Origin of the sequence: Acinetobacter sp. YH01019, assembly GCF_013420285.1 — a bacterium.
GTDB lineage: Bacteria > Pseudomonadota > Gammaproteobacteria > Pseudomonadales > Moraxellaceae > Acinetobacter > Acinetobacter gandensis.
Window position 1 is genome coordinate 1 of the sequence record NZ_VOYM01000143.1, and the last position, 3,666, is coordinate 3,666.

The 3,666-nt window shown below is 43.3% G+C and carries 4 protein-coding genes; 2 read left to right on the forward strand and 2 right to left on the reverse strand.

The features are described from left to right. Nucleotides 1-334: 334 nt before the first annotated feature. Complete coding sequence (locus tag FTT84_RS17245) at nucleotides 335-1,639, forward strand: solute carrier family 23 protein (RefSeq protein WP_180081967.1); 1,305 nt, start codon at nucleotides 335-337, stop codon at nucleotides 1,637-1,639. A gap of 115 nt (nucleotides 1,640-1,754) precedes the next feature. Continuing rightward, on the forward strand, nucleotides 1,755-2,663 hold the full coding sequence (locus FTT84_RS17250) for a LysR family transcriptional regulator (protein WP_180022976.1): 909 nt from the start codon (nucleotides 1,755-1,757) through the stop codon (nucleotides 2,661-2,663). Between the two features lie 3 nt (nucleotides 2,664-2,666). Here FTT84_RS17250 and FTT84_RS17255 read toward each other — a convergent pair whose 3' ends face one another. Both FTT84_RS17255 and FTT84_RS17260 read right to left on the reverse strand, forming a co-directional pair. Then, nucleotides 2,667-3,404 carry a sulfite exporter TauE/SafE family protein gene (locus tag FTT84_RS17255; RefSeq protein WP_180035048.1) on the reverse strand — a complete coding sequence of 246 codons (738 nt, stop codon included), beginning with the start codon at nucleotides 3,402-3,404 and terminating at the stop codon, nucleotides 2,667-2,669. 152 nt (nucleotides 3,405-3,556) lie between these two features. Continuing rightward, the coding region (locus tag FTT84_RS17260; RefSeq protein WP_179994364.1) for a zinc ribbon domain-containing protein at nucleotides 3,557-3,666 on the reverse strand (110 nt) is incomplete at its 5' end.

The window sequence follows — 3,666 nt, forward strand, 5'->3', positions numbered from 1 at the left end:
TCATGTACTTATATTAACAATCAAAACTCAAGAAAAATAGTCCTTAGTTAAATCAAACGACACTTCATGTCGTGTCGCTTATATCTCTGACCTGAAGGACAGAGTTTTACGCTCCATTTGATAAAATAAGAAAAATTTATGAACTAAGATAAAAAACCAACAATGATTAATTACATGATTTAACATTAATTTTATATATAAAAAACTTTTACCACTTGGTAAAAATACATGTAAAGTCAGGTAATTAATTTGAACAAAATATTTTTAAAAGTAATTAAATCTTCTAAAAAACAAGAGTATGATGTGCACAATTTATCTTTTGAGTGCTCATTTTATGTCCAATTGGTTTCCCAAATGGCGCCCATACGAAGGCAATATTGATGCACGTCCTGTCGGTACCAATGAGTATCTTCCGCCTGTGCAAAGTGTTGTATTGGGGATACAGCATGCCTTTGCAATGTTTGGTGCAACGGTTCTTGCACCATTCTTGATGGGTTTTGATGCCAATCTTGCAATTTTAATGTCGGGCATCTGTACCATCTTGTTCTTCTTTATGACTGGTGGTCGTGTACCAAGTTATCTGGGCTCAAGCTTTGCCTTTATTGGTGTGGTCATTGCCGCAACAGGTTATGCAGCATCAGGTACTGGCGCAGCAAATGCCAATATCGCATTGGCTGCTGGCGGGATTATGGCCTGCGGTATTTTATATGCCATTTTTGGTTTTATCGTGATGGCAACGGGTACCCGTTGGATTGAAAAACTCATGCCACCTGTAGTGACAGGTGCAGTGGTGATGATCATTGGTCTCAACCTTGCCCCAGTGACCATTAAAGGGGTTGCCGGTAATAACTTTAATATGTGGATGGCTTTAGTAACTGTACTATGTATGGGTTCAATTGCTGTGTTCACGAAGGGCTTATTACAACGCTTATTGCTATTGGTCGGTCTATTACTGGCATATTTGGTGTATTACATCATTTCCAATGTCATGGGTCATGGCACGCCAATCAATTTCTTGCCAGTGCAACAAGCCGCTTGGTTTGGTGTTCCTCAATTCCATTCGCCTGTTTTTGATTTCAATGCCATGCTGATCATTGCACCGATTGCTTTGATTTTGGTTGCAGAAAACCTTGGGCACATCAAAGCTGTGGGCGCGATGACAGGTGAAAACCTCGATCCGCACATTGGTAAAGCCTTCGTTGCAGATGGTGTTGCGACTACACTTTCAGGCGGTGTCGGCGGTCCGGGTATGACCACTTATGGCGAAAATATTGGTGTGATGGCAGTAACGCGTGTTTACTCGACCATCGTGTTTGTATTTGCAGGTGTATTCGCCATCTTCCTTGGTCTTTCTCCAAAGTTTGGTGCGATTATTCATACCATTCCGCAAGCCATTTTGACAGGTGCATCGATTGTTGTATTTGGTCTAATTACCATTGCAGGTGCGAAAATTTGGATTGAAAACAAAGTCGATTTCTCAAAAAACAAAAACCTGATGGTGGCAGCAGTCACGATTATTTTAGGTACAGGTGACTTTGCACTTCAATTCGGTAACTTCAACCTAGGCGGTATTGGTACTGCAACATTTGCAGCGCTGATTTTGAACTGGTTCTTTAGCTTGGGCGATAAATCAGAATAAGCCCCCAAGGCATTAAAAAAAGAATACAACATTCAATTGAAAAGCGGCCGAAAGGTCGCTTTTTTTTATAGCTACTCTTTCGGTAAGATAAGGCATTAGCCAAGGAATACACCGTATGCGACTGGATTTGTTCGACCTTCAATTGGTACTGCACATTGTAGACGGCGGTAGTCTGACCAAAGGCGCTGCTCGTTCTGCCATCTCGCTACAAGCAGCCAGTGAACGGATTAAAAAACTCGAACAGCATTACCGCACCGCCCTGTTCACTCGCCAAGCCAAAGGGGTCAAACTGACCCTTGCCGGTCAAACCTTGGTTGAACATGCACAGCGCGTCTTAGGTGAGGGGCAACAATTAGAACACGCTATGCGGCCCTTTGCCCATGGGCTGAGTTCCAATATGACCTTATGGTGTAATTCATCTGCACAAAGTGAATATTTACCGGTCTTGCTACCACGTTATTTACTGGAAAATCCCAACACACAAATTGAGCTGCATGAAGCCGAGTCTAAAGACATCATTGCAGCGATAGAGCAAGGTAATGCACAACTGGGGCTAATTTCAGGTTTCTTTAAATCTGAACAACTACAAACACTTGAGTTTGCAGATGATCCGTTGGTGCTGATCTGCCCTATAACCCATGAATTGGCCACCACACCTAGCGTCAAACCCGCAGAGATTTTAAATTATCCCTTTGTCGGTTTGATGCAATATCATTCCTTGCAACAATCGATCGAGGCACAAGCCAAATTATTCGGCTGTGAAATTCAGTATCGGCTACGTTTGCCGAACTTTGCCGCGATCGCCCAAGTGGTGGCGAATGGTGTGGGCATTGCCATCATGCCAAAACGTGCGGCCGAACGATTAATCAGTTTGTATGCCTTTGCCCAAGTTGAGCTCAGCGGTGAATGGGCCAATCGAAAACTGCTCCTCACCGCACGTAATTTTGATGATTTACCCTTAAATTATCAGCATTTTAGTCAGTTTCTACTGTCAGAAAAATCTACTTTAGATGGCCAAGTCTAGGCTTTAAATCACGCCAAACTGGTGCAGCATCATATAGCCACCGAGGGCAATCAACCCGATAAAAAACACCTTACGGAATTTTTGTTCTGGAATGCGGTAACGGATTTTTTTCCCTGCCCACATACCAATGAGCGCTGGAATTAGTGCCATGGCTGACATCGCATAATCAATCGGAAGATCTTCCACTGGATTTTGCTGTAAGAACACTGCCAAACAAATAGTTGATGTGGTAAAGGCCAAACCGAGTGACTGAACGAGATCATCGCGTTTGAGCTGCAAACCTTGCAAATATGGCACCACAGGGATTACCACGACACCTGTTGCAACAGTCAGCGCTCCACCGAGATAACCGATCATTGGAGATAGCCATTTTTCATGTGGTGCAAAGTTCGGTAAGCTTTTCGCACAAAGCCCATACAGTCCGTATAGTGCCAACATGCCCCCCAGTAAAGCTTCACTTTTAAATTCACCATGTCCTAAAGTTGGAAAAATACTCCAAATTGAACCGACGATAATCCCAAGTAACAAGGGCCAAAAGCGTTGAATTAGTCGCAGCACCTGCCCTTCGGCAAATAGTTGCCAAAAGTTGGTGACCATAGATGGAATGATCAATAACGTGGCTGCCTGAAATGGACTGATCACCATGGTAAGTAAGCCCATCGATACCGCAGGCAGGCCTAACCCAATCGTGCCTTTAATTAGACCTGCGATTGCAAAAACTGTGATGACGAACCAAATCATGGCGAAACTCGCTGAAGAATTGGCTCTATGCTAAGCAATTCAGACGCTTTGAAAAATCAGTGTTTTTGGAATAGAGCCTCAATAAAAAGTTGAGGCTGTGCTTAAAATCAACTATAGACAAGGTAGTTGGATTCATTGACATCCTCACCCCCTTAAAAAAGGGTGATTCCTACAGCTAGACGCTTATGCCCAAGCGCAAGAATGTTTAGAGCTGAGTTTATATCTCGATCATGAGCTGTACCACAGCTCATGCACTCCCATT